Here is a 20,292-nt window from a genome sequence, read left to right as displayed (position 1 = left end):
CATAGGACCAAAAAGCTCCGAAATGGAACAGCAGAGTTCCAGGACTGCTGAATGCCGTCAGGTCCTGTCGACACAGGTCTGCGAGCACTGCTGGAGCAGATTCGCGCGGTCACCCGCTAAACGAATCGTCAATGAGGGCGTCGGCGGCGCGACTGACCTCCTTGAGACGATCCTCGCGGATCGCATTCGTCGGAGTGTCATAGTGAAGCCACGGGTTGGCGCCGATGAACCACACCCGGGCGACGTGCTCACCCTCGGCCTCGGAGACCTTCTGCCACTGCTCGTAGGCAAAAGCGAGTCGCTTGATTGCCTCGGGTCGCGGCTGAGGTCCGCCCTCTTTGGCCCATTTGTGCGAGGCCTTGGTATCCTTCGAGCCAGCCAGTGCAGCGACGAGCGTCCCGCCCAGGGCAGCGTTCAGTCGCCTAGTGATCTCTCGGATACTCAGCACAGCGCTGATCTGTGGGTGGTCGTTCATATGGCTCCCTGTGCAGCCTGGATCCAGTGGGTCGCGGCTGAGCATTCGCGCGCATCGCCGTACATGTACAGAGCCAACGCTTCGAGAACTCTCTGGTGCACCTCCTCGCCTTCAACAACAGCAATGTCGCCGGAGTTATCGAGGCCCAGACGTGCCCTTCTGGCCGCACGGCTGGCGTCCTGTGAGACCAGTATGCCCAGTCCGCCACCAGCGGAGAGGCCAAGCTCACTGGCCAGCGCGGCTACGAAACGACTCTTGGCCTCGTCGCTTGCCGCTCGTCGCAGAGACACGCGGCCGCGTAGGATCTGGCCGGCCAGCGCGCCGACGTCCATGCTTCGGATGCGCTGCTTCAGTCGGCTTCGCTCGGTGCTGCTCAGCGCTGCGTTGGTTAGGTCAGAGGTTTTCTTAGTAGCGAGCAGGTCAAGAGCAGCCATCTGCACAGCGTCTGTCCAGTTACGACCTCGGTGCGCTGTGCGTTCGAGAGCCTGAATCTGTCGCTGAGAGAATGCGTGTGAGCTGCCGTACTTGGTGGCAACAACGCGTCCGCTGGCAGCAGATCGCCTCACCTGCCGGGGGGTGACTCCCAGCTCTGTCGCGGCTTGAGACGTGGAGAGATGCATACATATATAGTCCCATTACGGACTATATATGTCAATTATGCGTTGATAACTTTATCAAGCAGCCCGGCGCGGCCGGATGCCTCTCGCATCCCCGCCCGGCTCGGCCGGAGGACGAGCACGTAGAGCGCATCCGCTCCGTCAGCTCGCGTCACCGGTGTAACGCCGCACGACGTCGTAGAAGAGCGCAGCCTCCACCGCCTTGTCGAGCAGCACCATGTTGAGAGCTGCCTTATTAGCAAGCGACCGCGGATAGAACTGCCGCCGGCGTCGGCTAGCATCCGCTCAACTCGCTCGTGATCGGCCTGGGGTCGAGGCGGGATACCTCTGTCGCAGCACTTCAGTGGAGTTCAGTCATCCGTTTCAAGCGTCCTGCCAAGCACCCTGCGCGTCTCAGCGTCTAGCTCAGCCTGTTTTGGCGGCAATTTTTTGAGCAGCTGCTCGATTTCCTTCACGGAGTAGCCGTCTGCGTTTATCTCAACCCCGTCGATTTTGAGGCCAAACCGCTTGCCATCATGCCGATGACCAAACTTGCTGATAACTACCGCGAGGGCGGCCAAGCCTGTTACTCCCGCTGCGCCGAGCACGTCCACGACTTCGATCCACTCGGCTGGCCCCGCAGACATCTCGAGGGCCGTGTTGTGGCCGATGCCGTTCTCGTCGAGGAGAGACAGAAGCTCCTCTCCGTACTCTGGGGGGAACCGTAAGTTGAGGCTGTCGTCACCGGTGTGTCCAAGGGTGACGCGAAGCGGGATTGTTTCGGCATCGGCTGTCATAGTGCAAGTGTGGCATCTAGAGACCGGCCACCGCCGACCCTGATCTCCTGCCTGAGACATTCGGCGAGCATGCGGGGATAATCTCGACGCGGACGCTGGCTGACACCTTCGAGTCCAACCACGACCTGTGGGCGGACGTCAGCGAGTAAGGGACCCTGCAACGAACCACTACGATCGCACCATGGATGATTTCGTGACCCCCGCCGATCTTGCGCGCGAGCTGGGGGTCAGTCAACTGCGCATCCGAAATTTCCTACGAACCATGCTGGGAAAGCTGACACCGCCAGAAACGCGTTGGCGGTTGGATGATCACCAGGCCAATGCGGTGCGCGAGCAGTTCCGCTGATCGTCTGAATTCGGCACTGCGGCACGATCCGAGCGAGGCCGCCGCGTTATAGGTTCCGGTCACCCCGTTTAGACGAGCCGAACGAAACCGGACTCTAAGCAGAACCTCGGTAACCAGAGGAACCAACACCCTCCTGAAATTGCGGTACCAAGCACCGGTCAACCTCTCGACCTTCGAGTGAATCGTGGCCGTTGACCTCAGGGCTAGACGTCGTGAGAGAACTGGGGCGTCGGAGCGAGGGTTCCTCCACGGAGCCTTTCGATCATTGCCTCTGCCTTGTCGATGCCGATCACGCCGGAGTTCCAGGTTCCAAGCAGTGCTCCGGCGGCGGAAATGCGATGGACAGTTACCGATGTTTCGAAGTAGTCGTCACCGCTCGGCCCGTCCTCAACAAATGCGAATCCGATCTCACCCGTGGGGTTGAAGCGGGCGACGGGAAGCACGGTCTCGAAATAAGGGAAATGCTTGCCAAAGGGAGCGACTTCCAGGACTCGAGTATCGACCTCGATGCAGAACGTTTCGGTTGCGAAGTCCCACACACAGAACAGCGGGTGGCCCCCGCCGAGCATGTCAGCACTGGGAGACAGTGATTTTGTCATGATGTCAGTCTGCTGGATCTTGGGCGAATGCGAGGCACTTAGGGCGGATCCGGCAATCGGCTTGCCATCCAACGCGCTACTCCGTCCTGGCCGCAGGCCGGATAAGTTCAGGATCCTCGCTGTCGAGGGTGCGGACATCGTTGACTCCCCGAGACACCGGGTACGCCGTCACGGTCTTGGCACCAGCGACGGAACTGCGGTCGAGCATGGAGAGGGCCTCCTCCTTGTCGCTGATCGTCTCCGGGCTCAGCCATTGGCCCCACACGTCCGGGGTCAAGAACACGGGCATGCGATCGTGGATCTCTCCGGACGCGTCCCGTGCTGCGCGCGTGATGATCGTGAACGAGATCTTCCACACGTCGTCCTCCTGGCGGGCCGCGCAGAGGCCGGCCGCAGCCAGCACGTCACCATCACCATGGATGAAGTAGGGCTGTTTTCCGTCGTCCATCTGCTGCCACTCGAATGCCCACGACAGGGCGGAGCTCCAGGAGATGCTCGCCTACGTGCGCGATGGCGACAAGGTTCGGGTGAAGTCACCGGACCGCCTGGCACGTTCAACGACTGACCTACTCGCGCTGGTCGAACAGCTCAAGGCCAAGGGCGTCGCGCTAAAGTTCGTTGACAACCCCGCCTTGAATTCAGACACCCCGCAAGGTGAGTTCATGCTCACGGTCCTTGCCGCGATCGCTCAGCTGGAGCGTAAGACAATCCGGGAGCGTCAGGTAGAGAGCATCGCCATCGCTAAGCAGGACGGTAAGTACGAGAAGGCTCCGAAGCTCGCGCTGGATCAGATCGATGAAGCCCGCGAGCGGGTCAATGCCGGGGTGCCCAAGGCGTTGGTGGCCCGAGACCTCGGGGTATCGCGACAGACGCTCTACGCCGCCCTCAACGGCGCGGGGAAGTATGCCAAGGACGACAGCGCCTGACCATAGGCGAGCCTACTGACGACGAGTACGGCACGTGCAGTGCGCGTCATTTCTGCGAGGCTTAGATGGAGACCTGGCGATCCACGCGCTGGCGGTTTATTTGTGGTGCTACGTAACCGGTAGGGTCATCCCATGCGAGCCATTCCAGAGTCAGTCGATAACACTGCCGCAACTGTCCCCAAGGACTCTGAGTCCGGTGAATTGATACGTCATCTTCGCGTAGATGCACGAGCAGGCAGGGTATTTGACATGGCGACGGGAGTTACTGACCTGGACCTGCGTCGGCGGGTTAGCCATCATGGACTTCCGCGTCTCAGCGCCGAGGCGCTTCGCGAATGCCTCACTGACGGCCAGCTTTCTCCGGACCCAAGAGGAGTCCATATTCGCGGTGTGGAGATCTACGGGGACCTAGATCTATCGCATTGCGTTTTCGACTTTCCGCTCCGCTTCACGGGGGTTCGCTTCACCGGTGACCTTCACCTGAAGAATTTTCAAGCACCAGAATTCGGCCTGCATTCAGCCTCTGTCCTAAACATCAGTGCGCAAAATACGATCATCGCGCATGACTTCATGATGATCAACTGCCGGATTGGCGGGCGGGTGAGTCTGGTCAGGGCTAAAGCCGCCTCAATGGACCTAAGTCATAGCCAATATTTTGCACTTCCAACTTCTGAGTGCGGGCTGGACTTCAGCCTGGCATCTGTTGACGGTGACGTGGTCATGGATGAATCACACTTTGTCGGTTCTGTGAACGGATCAGGGGCCGACATCAGAGGATCTCTTCAGCTATCAAAATGCACGATTGCGATGGGTGGGTCGGCCACAAAGACGCAGATCGGGCTGCAACTCGAGGCCATCGAAGTCGGGGATTCAGTAGTCGGAGAAAGGATGAAGGTCGCCGGTAGCCTGAGAATGCATGGTGCAAGAATCGGCAGCCAGATAAGCCTGAGGGGCTCACGTTTTGAATGCCTGGACTCGCTAGATCCTGCCACTCCTATGAGGTATCCGATCTTCCTCTCAGACACGAAAGTGAGCGGAGGTATATTCCTCAGGGCGATAGTCGGTGCCACCCTCAACATTGACTCTGCATCCACTGGGTATCTAGAAATTGACCAATGCGACCTGGAATCCGTCGATGCTAGCGACTGCAATATCGCAGGCAATATTGATCTGGACGGCGCGCAAGTCGGCGCGGGGCTGAGCCTGAGAGGAGCCTTCGTTGGCGGAGACATTGTTGTTCCAGCTGATTCCGGCAAGCAAGCCAACCTGGGGCACTTCAACCTAGCTGCCGCCGAGGTGCGTCGCGACATCCAGCTCGATACAGCATTAGTGACCAAGGTGGAGCTCACATCGGCAAAAATCGCAGGCATTCTGCTTATTGCAGAAATTCAACCGGCAACAGAGCAGTCTAAGAAGAAGCTCGTTGACGCGCGCGGCGCTACGATCGAACGCCTCGCTTTAAACAGTGGACTCTCGGGGGTTACCTACGACTTCACCGACGCGAACCTGGGAACACTTGAAGTAGAAGACGTGGGGCTCGATGCAGATGGAGTGGCGAAGATCCCGAAGTTTTCGCTGACCGAGTCCATCTCCGTTCGTTCGATTGCGGGCGATCTTGGAAGCCGTGTGGCCTTGGTCGAAGGATGGCTCGACGCCGGACCAAACGAGCCCTTCCACTCTCAACCGTGGTTCGAATTTGCGAATGCTTATGACCGAGCGGGGAGGTTTGCGGATGCCCGTCATCTTCGCTATGTCGCCACAGACAAGCTACTCTTTAGGCAAAATTGGCTCGTGAAGTTCGTCTGGCGCCCTCTGACCAAGTTGACAATCGGTCATGGTTACTACTCCTTTCGAGCACTGGTGGGGCTTGCGCTGTGTTTCGTCGTGGCGTGGGGACTCGTCGACTTGAATAGAGAAGCATTCAACCCAACTGAGCGCTCAGTGGCTGTCGTCGCGCGCGACGCGATTGAACACGTCACGACAGCGGAGACTGCTCCCACACCCGTCGCGTATCCGGAACTCATCCCGCACTTGTATGCGTTGGACGTAGTACTGTCTCCGCTGGGTGCTGGGCAGTCATCGGCATGGTGGGTCTCAGGCACGGAATGGCTCAGCAACTCCTTGATGGCAGTGAAACTTATGTCTTGGCTACTGCTAGGTCTGTTCATCACAGGCGTGTCTGGGCTGATCAGCAAGAAGTAGCGACCTCTCGTGGGTGTCAGATGGACTGTGTATGGGGTTCCAGAATCATCCAGCTGACCGATGATCACGCCACTCCGCTTCCGACAAGCCCGTTCAACAAACGGTCGTATCTCGAACGCTGAACAGTCCAATGCGAAACGAGCCGACCACGCCACCGAATCGTTCATAAACCCGTTCAATAACTGATACGTTGAATAGGTATAACGGAACACGTTTATTGAACGGAGATCGATGTGGCACTGGTTGGATTGGTACGCGTCAGCACCACGAAGCAGGAAACCGAACGCCAGCACGATGCGCTAGATAAGATCTGCGTCAAAGTCTTCGAAGAGAAGGTCAGTGGCAAGCTCGCCCTTGACCAGCGCCCGGGCCTTAGCGCAGCCATCGACTACCTGCGACCCGGTGACATGCTCGCGGTGCAGGAGGTTGACCGCCTTGGCAGGAACTTACTCGAAGGCCTCATTGTGCTCAATGACTTATTCAAGCGTGGCATCGCGGTCAAAGTGCTAGATGGCATCGCCACCGGAGAGCACACGGAGCGTGGCTTCATCCTGGACATGGCTTTGGCCTTGGCGGAGGACCGCCGGCGTGACATCGTGCGCAAAACAAAGAATGGACTTGCCGCGGCACGGCAGCGTGGCTCGGTTGGCGGCCGCCCCAGTGTGATTGACGATGACAAGCGCGCTGTGATCATGTCGCGACGCGATAAAGGCGAGTCCATCAGGGAGATCGCGAAGGCGCTGGGCGTCTCGGTTGGTACTGTGCACGCCGTACTCACGAACGAAGCGGCAGGGATTGCATCATGATCAAGTACCCGATGGGCCAAGAGCCCGACTTCTGGGAGCCGAACCCCGGAGTACCGCCTCACCGCTTTGCGTTGGGGAACGTCGCAAATGTAGCCGTCGGCACCCAACCGCTCGTCGTGATCGGCATGAATCCCTCACACGCGAAAGAATCGGAGGCCGACAGAACTGTCAAGCGGGTTATTGAGGCCAGCGAGCATCACGGCTACACAGGCTGGGTCATGCTCAATCTCTATCCAGAGCGCTCACCTAAACCAAGCAAACTCTCCAGCTTCGATCCGGCCTTGTCGGCATTGAACTGCGCTGCGATCGAGCAGGTCCTCGTGCACCACGGTGCAACCGAGGTTCTCGGCGCGTGGGGAAATATGCCCCACGCGACCCTGAAACGAGCGAAGACCACCGTTCAGGCAATGCTCGACCGGAGTGGCGTCCGAGTATTCACCTGGGACCTTCTGACCAACGAAGGCAATCCGCGGCACCCAAGTCCGCCCGGCCCACGCCTACCGATGCTCGGTCCGAAGGTTTACTTGAGCTGACTATCAAAAAGAGTGCAATCGTTCATGGCCCGCGGAACACTTGAGACATGGAGTACCACGAGCTCGAGGGACCAGGTGGTGTGCCGATCCGTGTGCCAGCCAGCGAGGACTACCGGACGTGCTCCGAGTGTGGCGGAGGCTGCTATCAGGCCCCCAGCGTCGCCGTCGACGGGCAGGGTGCACGCATCGCGTTCATTTGCCCGGAGCACGGGGTCAATAGTGTCGTTGGTCCATTTGAGGGTCGGCGCTGACGACAACGCGGCGACGGATACCAGCAGGGCTTCTTGGAAGCTGCAACAACACTCCCGAGCCACAGTCGGCCAGGGCGCGTCGCTGAATCCCACCGATAGGATTAGAGACGACTGGGTCGTCTTGCTTTCTGTCCCGTCATTAGGAACGCGAGCCGACTACGGAGCGCCTGCGTAGAAAAGGTGATCTAGCGATGGCGAAGCTCAATCTGAAGGCTGTTGAAGAGCGTGTGGCTCCGCTCGCAGGCCGGGAGTCATACGACCGCGAATTCATCTTTGACCTGCTGCTTGCGTATGGGAAGCCGCGTGGAAACGTCACCCGCCTCAAGAACGGCACGTCCCTCAATGTCGCAGCTGACCCGACGCGCGAGGTCGCACAGAAGAACGTCCTCTACTTCCGCGAGTCTGCTGGCGACCCGCTGGTGGAGCTCCATGAGCTGAGCACGTCACCTGTGGTCGTGAAATACAACCCGCGATTCGTGATCGTCACCGACTACGACGAGGTTGTCGCGACGGACACAAAGGTCGGCGAGACCATCGGTTTCCCGATCAGCGAGATCGACAAGCACTTCACCTTCTTCCTTCCCTGGGCTGGAATGGAGAAGGCACAGTACGTCGCGGAAAAGATCGCTGACGTCAAGGCAGCCGAGCGCATGGGCAAGCTCTTCGACGAGCTGATGACGGCGAACCCCGACATCATGGAGCAGACGAACGGTCGGCATTCGCTGAACGTGTTCTTCACGCGATTACTGTTCTGCTTCTTTGCCGAAGACACTGAGATCTTCGACGAGAGCCAATTCACCAACGCCGTCGGCTCACACACTCAGACTGATGGCTCTGACACCGCTGAGTTCATCCGGGCCGTCTTCCTGGCTCTTGATACCGAGCGGGCTGAGGATAAGCCGCGTCACTTGGCGGCGTTCCCGTACGTGAATGGCCGACTGTTCACGGTGGCTGACGACGAGGTCGTGCCTGCGTTCACGAAGACCGCACGGCAGTTGCTCATTGAACTCGGCACGTTGATCTGGCGTGAGATCAACCCGGACATCTTCGGCTCGATGTTCCAGGCCATTGTGACACCGGGCAAGCGCTCGGACCTCGGCCAGCACTACACCTCGGTGCCGAACATCCTCAAGACGATCGAGCCGCTGTTCATGGACGAACTGCGCGAGCAGTTCGAAGTTGGTTATAACAGCACCAAGAAGCTGAGCGCACTGCTGGAGCAGATCAGCGAGATAAAGGTCTTTGACCCTGCCTGTGGGTCAGGCAACTTTCTCATCATCGCGTACAAGGAACTACGCAGGCTTGAGCATGGCATCCTCGAGCGTCTGGCCGAGCTCGACCAGAGGCACCAGGTGCTCTACGCCGAGTCGCGGATCAACATCGAGAACTTCTTCGGCATCGAGATCGACGATTTTGCCGTTGAGGTGGCGATCCTGTCGCTCTGGATCGCGAAGCACCAGATGAACGCCGAGTTCAAGGAGAAGTTCACACTTACGATCCCACTGATCCCGCTCAAGGAGACAGGGCAGATCAAGGCCGGGAACGCGACGCGGGTCGACTGGAACGAAGTCTGCCCGAACGACGGCAGTGAGATCTACTTGATCGGGAATCCGCCGTATGCCGGGGCAAAGGTTCAGACAAAAGAGCAGAAGGCCGACTACGCCTTCGTATTTGGGCAGCGACCGTTCTCAAAAAATCTCGACTACATCGCCCTCTGGTTCATCAAAGGCTCCGACTACATCGAGGAAACGCGTGCCGAACTGGCCTTCGTGACTACGAACTCAGTTGCGCAAGGGGAACACGTCGGATTGATGTTCCCGATGATCTTCGAAAAAGGTCTCGAGATCGGGTTCGCTTACACCTCGTTTAAATGGGAAAATAACGCCAAACGAAATGCAGGTGTCACAGTTGCGGTTATTAGCCTCCGAGTAGTTCGAGAAGGCGGCAGATACATTTACACCGATGGTGTTCAAATTACTGCAGACAATATCAATGGCTATCTGGCGGACGGGACCGCTATCACCATCGAAAGACGAAAGACTCCATTGGGGAGTTCCCTACCTGACATGGTTTTTGGTTCGATGCCTCGCGACGGCGGCGAACTAATTCTCTCGGAGATCGAGCGTTCGATGATGATTGAGTCTGACTCTCGGTCCGAGGAATTCATTAAGCGCTACTTGGGCTCAACCGAGATGATAAATGGCGGGGAACGCTATTGCTTGTGGATTCCTGACAGCCGGGCAACCACCGCCCGAGCCATCCCTGTGATCGAATCACGACTTCAAAAAGTCGCGTTCGAACGCTCGTCCAGTAAAGCTGCCAGCACAGCAGCATTTGCTGCGCAACCGCACCGATTTGTCCAACGGAGTTATCGCGTTAGTGAAGCCGTTTTAGTGCCGGCGGTGTCATCCGAAAACAGAGAATACATTCCGATGGATTACGCGGGACCAGAAATTGTACCAAATAATCGAGTATACGCTGTTTACGATGCTGATCCGTGGGTGTTTTCGGTCCTTACCTCTCGTATACACATGGTGTGGGCTCGTGCGGTTTCTGGCCGCTTAGAGACGCGATTCTCGTATTCCAACACCATCGTCTACAACAACCTCCCGATGCCACCGCTCTCCGATAAAGCCAAGGAAAAGCTGACGGTCGCTGCCCTGCGGCTGCTCGATGTGCGGGAGTACCACTGCGAGCAGACGCTGGCTGAGCTGTACGACCCGGACAAGATGCCAGTGGATCTGCGTGCGGCTCACACTGAGGTCGATGCGCTGGTCGACTCGATCTACTCGAAGCGCGGCTACGAGACCGACGAACAACGATTGTCAGACCTCTTCGCTATGTATGAGGAGATGACGGCTGCCGAAGCCGCGAAGGGGAAGAATAAATGACCAAAAGCGAGAACGTCGTCGATGTAACCTACGCCCAGACAGGCGCATCGGTGCACACCGATGCGCTGGGCATGCGTGAGATGCAGCAACGCGTCTTCGAGAAGCGTGAGGCCCAGCATCTGCTGGTGAAGGCTCCCCCGGCATCGGGCAAGTCACGTGCACTGATGTTTGTGGCGCTCGACAAGCTCTACAACCAGGGCCGCAAGAAGGTCATCGTCGCGGTTCCCGAGAAGTCCATCGGTGCATCGTTTGCCACCACGCCGCTGACCAAGAACGGCTTCTTCGCCGACTGGGAGATCAAGGACGAACACAACCTCTGCACGCCTGGGTCATCATCTGGCAAGGTCAAAGCCTTCGTAGAGTTCCTCAACGGCCCGGACGCGACGCTGGTGTGCACACACGCCACGCTTCGGTTCGCCTTCGAGAAGCTCGCACCCGGGGCGTTCAACGGCACTGTGCTGGCCATCGACGAGTTCCACCACGTCTCTGCAGACACCGAATCAAACCGGCTCGGCGCATTGCTGCGTGACGTCATGGCTGGCTCGGACGTGCACATCGTGGCCATGACCGGCTCATACTTCCGCGGCGACTCTGTGCCGGTGCTGTCGGCCGACGATGAGGCACAGTTCACACCAGTGACGTTCAATTACTACGACCAGCTGAATGGCTATGAATACCTGAAATCTCTGGGTATCGGTCACCACTTCTACCAGGGGCGTTACACAGACGCTATTAGCGAGGTGCTGGATCTAGACAAGAAGACGATCCTGCACATCCCCAGCGTCAATTCCGGCGAGTCGACTAAGGACAAGATCGAAGAGGTCGGTTTCATCATCGACGCCATCGGTGACGTCGTCGACACAGAGGCAGACACCGGCATCATTCGCATCCGTCGCAAGGACACCGGTGAGATCCTTCGCGTCGCCGACCTCGTCGACGATGCGAACGTAAAGCAGCGCGCCGATACGCAGCACTACCTCTCGACTATTGCGTCGAAGCAGCGTGACGCGGTGGACATCATCCTCGCGCTCGGTATGGCCAAAGAGGGCTTCGACTGGCCCTTCGCAGAGCACGCGCTCACTGTCGGGTACAGGGCTTCCCTGACCGAGGTCATCCAGATCATTGGCCGGGTCACCCGTGACAGCCCTAACAAGGAGCACGCGCAGTTCACAAACCTCATCGCTGAGCCAGATGCCTCGCAGAGCGAGGTCAAGGGGTCGGTGAACAACATGCTCAAGGCGATCACAGCGTCGCTGCTGATGGAGCAGGTCCTGGCACAGAACTTCACCTTCAAGACCAAGCGTCAGGGTGATGCGCCTGAGCCAGGCACGCTGCGCATCAAGGGGTTCAAGGAGCCCTCGACCGCCCGCGTCAAGCAGATCGTTGACACCGACCTGAATGACCTGAAGGCGACGATCCTGCAGGATGATACGTTTGCTCGTGCCGCAGCCGGCAGCGTCGACCCTGAGACCACGAACAAGGTACTCATCCCGAAGATCATTCGAGAGAAGTACCCGGACCTGACCGAGACTGAGGTCGAAGAAGTACGCCAGCAGGTCATCGTCGACTCGGTGATCAAGAACGGCGAAGTGCGCACTGTCGGTGACCAGCGGTTCATCAAGATGAGCGAGAAGTTCGTCAACATCGACGAGATCAATATCAACCTCATCGACTCTGTCAACCCATTCCAGCGGGCTTTCGAGGTCATGTCGAAATCGGTCACAACCAACGTGCTGCGAATCATTAGCGATGCCATCTCGGCGACGCGGATCGAGTTCACCGAGGAAGAGGCACTCGCCTTGGTACCGCGGATCAAGAATTGGATCAAGGTCAATGGTCGTAAACCTGACTCACGCACAGAAGACCCGACAGAAAAGCGTTACGCAGACGCGCTGATCTGGCTCCAGCGAGCCAAGCAGAAGCTCGAGGCAGAGAAGCGATCAACAGAGATGGTGACTGGCGAATGACAGAGAACGAAGACGAGTTCGAGACTGCACCAGCATCGCTACAGGACCTCATCGACAACGACCTCGATGGCTTGCTGGACGTCCCAGAAAAGCCAAGGAAGGCAACGGCGACTGATCGGCTTCAGCGCGCGTTCCTGGAGATCGTGGAGTTCCGTAGGACTCATGAACGCTTGCCAAGTGCCACAACCCGTGACATTGCTGAGCGCAAGCTCGGAGCCCGGCTCGATGGCATCCTTGCTGATGAGGCCAAGATTCAGGAGCTCACGCCGCTCGACGAGTTCGAGATGCTTGAGGTCCCCGAGGCACCGTCATCCCTCGAAGATCTCCTTAACGACGACGATCTCGACGACTTGCTTGGCGACGAAAGCGGCATCCTTGATGTATCTGATCTTCCGGTACTCAGGCGCCCTGAATCGCCGGACTCGGTCGCTCAGCGAGTGAAAGCCCAAGACTTCGACCTCTTCGAGCCTCTGTTCAAGGCAAAACATGCCGAACTCAGTGACGGAACGTTCCAGTTGATGCCGTTCACCGGCATGGATCTCATCCGAGAGGGTGTTTTCTTCGTGCTCAACGGTGTGATGTGCTTCGTGGCCGATGTCGGTGAAGATGTGGATCTGGTTGTTGGTGGCAAGCCGAAGCAGAAGCAGCGCCTGCGCGTTGTCTTTGAGAACGGCACAGAATCCGCGATGTACAAGCAGAGCCTCATGACGCGCCTGTACGAGGCTCAGGGGCAGGTACTGGCTCGCACGGGACACGATGCTGCTGAGATTCTCGATGCGGACATCGAAAGCGGCCACATCTACGTGCTGAGCTCGCTGAGCGACGATCCTGTGATTTCGGGAATGAAGGATCTGCACAAGATCGGGTTCTCGACCACCAGCGTCGAACAACGTCTCAAGAACGCAGAGAAGTCGCCCACGTATCTGATGGCCCCTGTCAAGGTGCTGGCGGACTACCGGCTCTACAACGTAAGGGCATCCTGGCTCGAGCACTTGCTGCATCGGGTGTTTGCCGAGGTGCGCCTCGATCTGACGCAGATCGACCAGAAGGGTCGCGACTACGATCCCTCGGAGTGGTTTGCTGTACCACTGGAAACGATCAATACGGCTGTCGCCATGATCATGTCCGGCGAGATCACCGACCACGTGTACGACAGGACGCTGCAGAGATTAGTGGGGGCCCAAGCATGAACAATTCACTTGGTGATGGCAGCGACGGTACAAATTCAACGTCGGCGACCGAGCCCGTGAGCTATGAGGATGACGGGGAATTTCGGCACCTTGATGCCTGGAATTCGTACCAGTTCGATCCGCCGCTTACTCACACGGATGCTCTCAAGCTTGTGTCACACGCGGATGAGCTTGGGTATCGAATGCTGTTCCGACGAGCCGACTATTCAATCGAACAAATCCAACAACAACTAGTTGACCGAGGGCCTGGATCATTCTTGAATATGGTCTGGCTCCAGGAAGACGTCTCCCCTAAGGAGCCTCCGAAGACAGCGGAACAACGAATGGCAGGCCGCCTTCAGGGGCTGGCCCCTATCGGGGAGCTGGTCATCACAGATCCATATCTGTACACAAGCTCCCGGAAGCGAGACAGCCAAGATTACGCCGCCTCGGTAGCGAGAATGCTTTCACCCGCTTTGAAAGATGGCCTGCGCCTCACAACTGTCGTGAGTCCTTCTCAGAATGATGAAACAGTACGGACGGCTGTTCTCGAGCATCTACATGCTCAAGGCCGAGATCTAGAGGTCAACGTAGTTGAGTCCAACGATTTCCACGATCGATTTTGGATCGCAGATCGTAAACGAGGTCTGATCATTGGGACCTCGCTGAATAAGATCGGTAGCCGAATATTCTTTGTCGATGAACTCAGCCAATCTGACGTTGCCGCAGTTCTCGCTGAAGTGGATACGATCGTCGGCTCAACTGAATAGGTAGTTTCAGCTAGCGAAACTGAGAGACCCTTGCAGACAATATTGCAGACGTCATCCGTCTCTCCGTGCCTGCTCGCCCACCCGAGACGCCAACATTATTCCCGGTCAGAATGCAGCGCATCCCTGCTGGATCCCAGTCAGGGCAACAAATTTATCACCCACCTTATATTCAAACAGTGTCCCCGGATACCGCGGTGAGGTGGCTGAGTGAGCTGGTTTTCATCGCGGTATCCAGGCCGGGGCTGACCGCGCTCGTGTCACCGATAGCCAGGCCGGGCAACAGGTCTCCCCCGTCGCCGGCGAGGCTCGTCGCCGCTGTCTTGAACCGGGCCCGCAACTCGTTGGCCCACTGCAACCACCACGGCGGCGGGGCGACACCGCGCGCCGTTTCGTTCACAAACAGCAGGGCGACCGTGGCATCGCCCGGTTCGGTCGTGCGCAGCGTGCCGCGCACCACGAGGCTCGAACCGATCTCTGGTTCAGCCCCGCTCCGGGACGCTTCGGCAAAGACCACGACCGGGCTCGAGACGGGCGTGGTCTCGCCCCGGCTCTCAAGCTGCGTGAGCGTGGCCTTAAAGCGTACCCGCCCCGAAGTTCCGCTGCCGATGAACGCCTTGGCCGCCACCGGAACCGACCACACGGTGATGGTGGCCGTGATCGCCGCGTGCGATTCGGCAGCGCCCCGCACCTCGGATGGCAGTCGCACCGGTGCCCAGACACCGACGGCGGTGGCCACGAGCGCCGCGCCGGTACAGCAGAGCACCAGGGTGCCACCGAGGGTCTGCCACCGCCCGGCCCGCGGGGCCCCCGGCCACTGGCCGCGCCGCGGCATCCGACTGAGGACGAGTAGGGCGGTGCAGCCGCCAGCGAGCAGCCAGAGCGTCACAGCAACGACCCCGACCGCCTCGGGAGTTCCAATCAGGAGGCCGGCCGTCAGCCATACGGCGAGGGCCGGAACCGCCAGCCGCAGGTCGAGGTTCATACCGTGATGAGGTCTTTGAGAGCCTCGAAGGTTTTGTCGCCAATCCCGGTGACGTCGCGGAGCCCGTCGACGCTGGCGAACCGGCCGTTCTTGGTGCGGTAGTCGATGATGCGCTGCGCCATAGTGGGGCCGATGCGGGGCAGGGAATCCAAGTCGGCCACCGTGGCCGTGTTGAGGTTCACCTTGGCCGCTGGGGCACCACCCCCGCCGCCGCCTCCGGTCGCGCCTGCCGCCGGGAGCGCCGGGAGCGCCGGCGGCACCTCGCCCTGCCGGGGAACGTAGAACTGCTCGCCGTCACCGACGATGCGGGCCAGGTTCACTCCGGCCGGATCAGCCTCGGCGGTCAAACCGCCGGCAGCGGCAATCGCATCCATGACCCGGGCACCATCGCGCAGCTGAAACAGTCCGGGCTGGGCCACCGCTCCGAGGACGTGCACGAAAATGATGGCGCCGCCCCCGCCAGCGCCGGTGTCGCTCGGCGCTGCACTCGCACCCGCGTCGAACGGCTCAAAGGTCGAGGTCGAACCCGATGGTATCGCCGCCGATCCGATGCCGACGGTGCGCTGACCGGCCTGCTGGCCGATGGCCGACACGATGACGGCCACGATGAGGGCGAGCAGCAGCAACACAACGGCCGCACCGACGCCGACCCGAAGGCGGGGGCGCCCGCGGGCAGCGGGGGCGAGGCGCTCCAGGTCGAAGGGGGAACGGTCGGGCTGCATGATGGCAGGCTAGGCCGCGCGCAGAATCCACTTGCCGCCGGTCACCCGATCTGTGCACAGCCCGGCCAAGGGCAGCCCTGTGGAGGACGCCCCGACCGGGGCCGGTCTGTCGCTGCGCCCTACGGGCGCGTGACGAACGAAACGAGCTTCGGCACGCGCACGATCACCTTGATGATCTCGCGATCACCGATCGAGCGGATGACCGCGGCCGCGTCCCGCGCCATTTTCTCGAGGTCTTCGCCGGAGATTTTCGGCGAGACTTCGAGAAGGGTGCGCATCTTGCCGTCCACCTGAACGACCGCCGTCACCGATTCCTGCACGAGCAGGGTCTGTTCGGCCTTGCGCCACGGCACGAGGGCGATGCACGGCTCGTAGCCGAGGTGAGCCCACATGTCCTCAGCTGTGTAGGGGGCGAACAGGTTCAGCGCCATGGCGGTGGCCTCGGCGGCTTCGCGCACGGCGGCATCCGCCGGCCCGGCGCCGGTGTCGATGACCTTGCGGGTGGCGTTGACCAGTTCCATCAGTCGAGCGACGACCACGTTGAACTTGAACGATTCGACCAGGCCAGGCGCATCGGAGAGGAAGCGGTGGGTGACGCGGCGCAGGGTGAGGTCGCCCGTCTTCCATTCCACGTCGGGGGCACTGGTGACGTCGCGGGCGACGCGCCAGGCGCGGGCCAGAAACTTGGCCGAGCCGACCGGGGACACGTCGGACCAGTCGATATCGTCTTCCGGCGGGCCGGCGAAGGCCATCGTCAGGCGAACGGCGTCGACGCCGTGGCGTTCGATTTCCTCGGTGAAGTAGACCAGGTTGCCCTTACTCTTGCTCATCTTGGCGCCGTCGAGAATGACCATGCCCTGATTGAGCAGCGCGGTAAACGGCTCGGTGAAGCTCACATAGCCCTCATCAAACAGAAACTTTGTGATGAAGCGCGCGTACAGCAGATGCAAAATGGCGTGCTCGACACCGCCGACATACTGGTCGACCGGCGCCCACTTCTCGGCCTCCTTCGGGTCGAAGGCCTTGGTGTCGTCCTGCGGGTTCAGGAACCGGAGGAAGTACCAGGAGCTGTCGACGAAGGTGTCCAGGGTGTCGGCATCGCGGCGGGCTGGCGTGCCGTCGATCGGGTTGGGCACATTGACCCAGTCGGTCGCTCCGCCGAGCGGTGAGGTGCCCCGCGGCTTCAGGTCGAGGCCCTCAGCGGGCGGCAGCAGCACCGGCAGCTGGTCTTCGGGCACCGGGATCTCGGTGCCGTCGGCGCCATGGATGATCGGGATCGGAGCGCCCCAGTAGCGCTGGCGGGAGACCAGCCAGTCGCGCAGACGATAGTTTTTGGCCGCGCGGCCCAAGCCGTCGGCGGCGAGCTGCTCGACGATGCGCTTGATCGCGGTGATCTTGCTCAGGCCGTTGAGCGGGCCCGAGTTGATCAGCCGGCCTTCACCGGCCAAGGCGATGCCGGTGCTGAGCGGGTCGAGCGAGGGCAGCTCCTCGGTGCCGTCGATCATGCCCTGGGTGATCACCGGGATCATGCCGGTGGCCGGAGAATTGGTGTCGACGACGACCCGCACGGGCAGGTCGAAGGCGCGGGCGAAGTCGAGGTCGCGCTGGTCGTGCGCCGGCACGGCCATGATCGCCCCGGTGCCGTAATCGGCCAGCACGTAGTCGGCCGCCCAGATGGGCAGGCGTTCGCCGTTGACCGGGTTGGTCGCGTAGCGGCCGAGGAACACGCCGGTCTTGGGCCGGTCGGTGGCCTGACGTTCGATCTCTGTGCTGCGCTGCACCTGCACGAGGTACTCCTGGAAGCCTTCCTGCACCGCAGGTGAGGAGTCGGCCACCAGTTCGGCGGCGAGATCCGAATCGGGGGCGACGACCATGAAGGTCGCGCCGAACAGCGTATCGGGCCTGGTCGTGAACACGGTGACGCGCTCGGTGCGGCCCTCGATCGCAAAGTCGACATCCGCTCCGATGGAGCGGCCGATCCAGTTGCGCTGCATGTTGAGCACCTTGGCCGGCCAGGTGCCCTCGAGCTGGTTGAGGTCATCCAACAGGCGGTCGGCGTAGTCGGTGATCTTGAAGTACCACTGGGTGAGCTTCTTCTTGACCACGACGGCGCCACTGCGGTCGCTCGTGCCGTCGGCCAGCACCTGCTCGTTGGCGAGCACGGTCTGGTCGATCGGGTCCCAGTTGACCCAGCTGTCCTTGCGGTAGGCCAGGCCCTTCTTGTAGAGCTGCAGGAACAGCCACTGGGTCCACTTGTAGTACTCGGGGTCGCTCGTGTGCAGTTCGCGATCCCAGTCGAAGCTGGTCGCGTAGAGCTTCATGCTCTTCTTCTGCTGCGCGATGTTGTCGTAGGTCCAGCCGCGCGGGTCGATGCCGCGCTTGATGGCGGCGTTCTCGGCGGGTAGCCCGAAGGAGTCCCAGCCGATCGGGTGCAGCACGTTGAAGCCCTGGTGGCGCCAGTAGCGGGCGACGACGTCTCCGAGCGCGTAGACCTCGGCGTGGCCCATGTGCAGGTCGCCCGAGGGGTACGGGAACATGTCGAGCACGAATTTGCGCGGACGGGTGTCACCCTCGCCGCTCGTCTTGAACGGGGCCAGCTCTTCCCAAATGGGTTGCCACTTCGCCTGGATCGCCGCGAAGTCGTACACTTCTTCGCCGCTCTCATCGCGCGCGTCAATGCGTACGCTTTCGTGCTCGTGTGCCACGTGACTCTCATTCATTGCAGGGGTTGAACATGATCGATGCGGGAGCATTCGCTCGGGCGCACGCGCGACGAAGCGCACGTGTACAAGGTCTAGATTACTAGGGCCAGGCGACACCGAGGCTCGCAAGCAGGGCGGCCGCCTTGATTCGGGTCTCCTCGATCTCGTCGGCGGCGTTGGAGAGGGCCGTGATTCCGCCGCCCGTGCCGATGCTGGCCCAGCATGAATCGAGCACGATACTGCGGATGACGATGGCCAGGTCGGCGACGCCGCCGTGCCCGATATAGCCGAACGCCCCGGAGTAGACGCCCCGCGGCCCGGTCTCCAGCGAGTCCAGAATGGTCATCGCGCTCCGCTTCGGTGCGCCCGTCATGGACCCGGCCGGAAAGCACGCTTGGATGGCGTCGACCACCGTGACGCCCGGTGACAGAAGCGCTTCGATGGTGCTGACCAGCTGGTGCACGTGTGGGTAGCTCTCCACCGCGAGCAGGCTGGACACCGCCACGGTGCCGAGCTCGGCGATGCGTCCGAGGTCGTTGCGCATGAGATCGACGATCATCAGGTTTTCGGCACGTTCCTTGTCGCTCTGGGCAAGTTCGACTTTCAGCCGCTCGTCCTCGCCGGGCTCCTTCGAGCGCGGCCTCGTGCCCTTGATCGGCTTGGTACGCACGCGTCGATCCCGGCCCACGTGCAAAAACTGCTCCGGACTCGCGCTGAGCAGCGCCAGGTCACCGAAGCGCAGCACGCCGCCGTGGTGGCTGGGGCTGCCGGCCCGCAGCACGCCGTAGGTCTCGATCGGGTGCCACTGGCCCGGCACCCGAATCTCATTGGTCAGGCACAACTGGTATGCGTCGCCATCGTGGATGGCCGCCAAACAGGTCTCGATCAGCGCGGCATACTCGGTTTCGTCGTGCCTCCAGTGCGCTGAAGCGGCGGATGCCCGGGGCACGGCCGCACTGGCGGCGAGCCCGCGCGGGCTCGCCGCCAGTGCTGCGGCGGTCTGGTCGAACCACTCGGTCACGACCGAGCTGGGATCAGCCGAGCTCGAATCATCCGCGCCCCGGCTCGCCACAAGCGTCACGGTGCGGGAGTCGTGGTCGAACCGGATCATCCGGTCGACCTCCAGCAGGGCAGCATCCGGGTAGCGCGATTCGTGCACGGGCGTGCCGACGGTGTGCGCGCCGAGTTCGTAGCCGAGCCAGCCGACCCAGCCGAGGTCGAACCCCTCGATCCCAGAGAGGCTCGACGTTTCATCATCGGCCAGGTCGCGGCGGAGGAACTCGAAAACGGTCTCCTGCGTGACGACCGGCGGCGCAGCATCCGCTGGAAAGACGGACGTGACCGTTCCCTCGATCACCGACGCGGTCACGAACCGGGAGCGGGGCGAGGCTGCGCCGAGGTAGCTGACACCGGTGCGAGCGCCCGGGCCGGCATCGAGCCAGAACGCGTAGGGAGCGTCGGAATAGAGGGCCGCAAAAGCCGTCGCGGGGTCCGTCCAGCTACTTAGGAGTCTGCTCTGCACGGGGCCGGTCACCAGAACAGCCTAGCTTTGCACGGT

General features: G+C 60.7%; 18 protein-coding genes. 9 read left to right on the top strand and 9 right to left on the bottom strand.

Annotated features, from left to right (window positions below):
• Positions 1-109: 109 nt before the first annotated feature.
• From E3T35_RS06165 to E3T35_RS06155, 3 genes are all read right to left on the bottom strand, one after another.
• A complete protein-coding gene (locus tag E3T35_RS06165; RefSeq protein ID WP_134378144.1) occupies positions 110-475 on the bottom strand; it encodes a hypothetical protein in 366 nt (121 codons plus the stop codon).
• Positions 472-909, bottom strand: a complete 438-nt coding sequence (locus E3T35_RS06160) for a hypothetical protein (RefSeq protein WP_134378143.1) — start codon at positions 907-909, stop codon at positions 472-474. The genes E3T35_RS06165 and E3T35_RS06160 overlap by 4 nt, the downstream gene beginning before the upstream one ends.
• Positions 910-1,442: 533 nt before the next feature.
• On the bottom strand, positions 1,443-1,868 hold the full coding sequence (locus tag E3T35_RS06155) for a hypothetical protein (protein WP_134378142.1): 426 nt from the start codon (positions 1,866-1,868) through the stop codon (positions 1,443-1,445).
• 181 nt (positions 1,869-2,049) lie between these two features.
• Here E3T35_RS06155 and E3T35_RS19170 point away from each other — a divergent pair, with 181 nt between their 5' ends.
• Positions 2,050-2,214: a hypothetical protein gene (locus E3T35_RS19170; RefSeq protein ID WP_166789848.1), complete on the top strand. Its 165-nt coding sequence runs from the start codon at positions 2,050-2,052 to the stop codon at positions 2,212-2,214.
• A 203-nt stretch (positions 2,215-2,417) separates the two neighbouring features.
• Here the strand turns inward: E3T35_RS19170 and E3T35_RS06150 are convergent, their stop codons facing one another.
• Positions 2,418-2,813, bottom strand: a complete 396-nt coding sequence (locus E3T35_RS06150; protein WP_134378141.1) for a hypothetical protein — start codon at positions 2,811-2,813, stop codon at positions 2,418-2,420.
• A 76-nt stretch (positions 2,814-2,889) separates the two neighbouring features.
• Positions 2,890-3,288: an SOS response-associated peptidase gene (locus tag E3T35_RS06145; RefSeq protein WP_255577967.1), complete on the bottom strand. Its 399-nt coding sequence runs from the start codon at positions 3,286-3,288 to the stop codon at positions 2,890-2,892.
• Here E3T35_RS06145 and E3T35_RS06140 point away from each other — a divergent pair.
• The 8 genes from E3T35_RS06140 (at position 3,260) to E3T35_RS06105 (ending at position 14,328) form a co-directional block, all read left to right on the top strand.
• Positions 3,260-3,739: a recombinase family protein gene (locus E3T35_RS06140; RefSeq protein ID WP_255577966.1), complete on the top strand. Its 480-nt coding sequence runs from the start codon at positions 3,260-3,262 to the stop codon at positions 3,737-3,739. The genes E3T35_RS06145 and E3T35_RS06140 overlap by 29 nt on opposite strands.
• A 132-nt stretch (positions 3,740-3,871) precedes the next feature.
• Positions 3,872-5,941 (top strand): hypothetical protein, encoded by a 2,070-nt coding sequence (locus E3T35_RS06135; RefSeq protein ID WP_134378138.1) that lies wholly within the window; start codon positions 3,872-3,874, stop codon positions 5,939-5,941.
• A gap of 233 nt (positions 5,942-6,174) precedes the next feature.
• The gene (locus E3T35_RS06130) at positions 6,175-6,747 is read left to right on the top strand and encodes a recombinase family protein (protein WP_134378137.1); all 573 of its coding nucleotides are present in this window, start codon (positions 6,175-6,177) and stop codon (positions 6,745-6,747) included.
• Positions 6,744-7,280: a DUF1643 domain-containing protein gene (locus tag E3T35_RS06125; protein ID WP_134378136.1), complete on the top strand. Its 537-nt coding sequence runs from the start codon at positions 6,744-6,746 to the stop codon at positions 7,278-7,280. The genes E3T35_RS06130 and E3T35_RS06125 overlap by 4 nt, the downstream gene beginning before the upstream one ends.
• A gap of 442 nt (positions 7,281-7,722) precedes the next feature.
• On the top strand, positions 7,723-10,422 hold the full coding sequence (locus E3T35_RS06120) for a DNA methyltransferase (protein WP_134378135.1): 2,700 nt from the start codon (positions 7,723-7,725) through the stop codon (positions 10,420-10,422).
• Positions 10,419-12,389, top strand: a complete 1,971-nt coding sequence (locus E3T35_RS06115) for a DEAD/DEAH box helicase (RefSeq protein ID WP_134378134.1) — start codon at positions 10,419-10,421, stop codon at positions 12,387-12,389. Before E3T35_RS06120 ends, E3T35_RS06115 begins: the two co-directional genes overlap by 4 nt.
• Positions 12,386-13,579 (top strand): GIY-YIG nuclease family protein, encoded by a 1,194-nt coding sequence (locus tag E3T35_RS06110; protein WP_134378133.1) that lies wholly within the window; start codon positions 12,386-12,388, stop codon positions 13,577-13,579. Before E3T35_RS06115 ends, E3T35_RS06110 begins: the two co-directional genes overlap by 4 nt.
• On the top strand, positions 13,576-14,328 hold the full coding sequence (locus E3T35_RS06105; RefSeq protein WP_134378132.1) for a hypothetical protein: 753 nt from the start codon (positions 13,576-13,578) through the stop codon (positions 14,326-14,328). The genes E3T35_RS06110 and E3T35_RS06105 overlap by 4 nt, the downstream gene beginning before the upstream one ends.
• 169 nt (positions 14,329-14,497) lie before the next feature.
• Here E3T35_RS06105 and E3T35_RS06100 read toward each other — a convergent pair whose 3' ends face one another.
• The 4 genes from E3T35_RS06100 to E3T35_RS06085 all read right to left on the bottom strand — a co-directional run bounded on the left by E3T35_RS06100 (position 14,498) and on the right by E3T35_RS06085 (position 20,268).
• A complete protein-coding gene (locus E3T35_RS06100) occupies positions 14,498-15,310 on the bottom strand; it encodes a hypothetical protein (RefSeq protein WP_134378131.1) in 813 nt (270 codons plus the stop codon).
• Positions 15,307-16,032 (bottom strand): helix-hairpin-helix domain-containing protein, encoded by a 726-nt coding sequence (locus E3T35_RS06095; RefSeq protein ID WP_134378130.1) that lies wholly within the window; start codon positions 16,030-16,032, stop codon positions 15,307-15,309. The genes E3T35_RS06100 and E3T35_RS06095 overlap by 4 nt, the downstream gene beginning before the upstream one ends.
• A gap of 119 nt (positions 16,033-16,151) precedes the next feature.
• Positions 16,152-18,737, bottom strand: a complete 2,586-nt coding sequence (leuS, locus tag E3T35_RS06090) for a leucine--tRNA ligase (RefSeq protein ID WP_370449303.1) — start codon at positions 18,735-18,737, stop codon at positions 16,152-16,154.
• A 97-nt stretch (positions 18,738-18,834) separates the two neighbouring features.
• Complete coding sequence (locus E3T35_RS06085) at positions 18,835-20,268, bottom strand: anthranilate synthase component I family protein (RefSeq protein WP_134378128.1); 1,434 nt, start codon at positions 20,266-20,268, stop codon at positions 18,835-18,837.
• Between the last annotated feature and the right edge of the window lie 24 nt (positions 20,269-20,292).

This window comes from Cryobacterium sp. TMT1-2-2, assembly GCF_004403505.1.
In the GTDB taxonomy this organism is placed as follows: domain Bacteria; phylum Actinomycetota; class Actinomycetes; order Actinomycetales; family Microbacteriaceae; genus Cryobacterium; species Cryobacterium flavum.
The sequence above is the reverse complement of the archived record's forward strand: the minus strand, read 5'-3'. Positions and strand labels throughout refer to the sequence as shown.